Raw genomic sequence first — 361 nt, 5'->3', positions numbered from 1 at the left:
AACCGAAGGGGTCGCAGTCAGCTTGGCCACCACTTCGTCAGTGGTGTCGGTGACCTGAACCTTGGCCGCATCGCCCAGCTGCAGGTTTTCGAAGGTATGGCCATCGACGTCCACAGCCGACTTGATGCCCAGGCTGAGTTCGCCCGAGTCCTTGTACACGTCATCGCCTTGTGCCGCGTGCTCGTAGGCTGCGCTGGTCTCACCCGCCTTGATGGTGACCTGGGCATTGTTGCTCAGGGTCACGACCAGGTCGTGGGCCAGGGCCTGGTTGATGTGCACGGTGAAGGTCGGTTTGACGTTCTCGGCCACCGAAGGCTGGTCAGCAGTGATGGTGACCTTGACCAGGTCGCCTTCGTTGCCC

At 61.8% G+C, this 361-nt stretch carries 1 protein-coding gene; it reads right to left on the bottom strand.

Going from position 1 to position 361, the window contains the following annotated elements; all coding sequences use genetic code 11:
* Window positions 1–361, bottom strand: a 361-nt coding sequence (locus HU760_RS24370; RefSeq protein ID WP_217858986.1) for an immunoglobulin-like domain-containing protein, incomplete at both ends; no start/stop codon positions are given.

The organism is Pseudomonas oryzicola (assembly GCF_014269185.2).
Classification (GTDB): domain Bacteria; phylum Pseudomonadota; class Gammaproteobacteria; order Pseudomonadales; family Pseudomonadaceae; genus Aquipseudomonas; species Aquipseudomonas oryzicola.
Note: the sequence above shows the minus strand (reverse complement) of the source record. Positions and strands in the feature narration are given on the sequence as shown.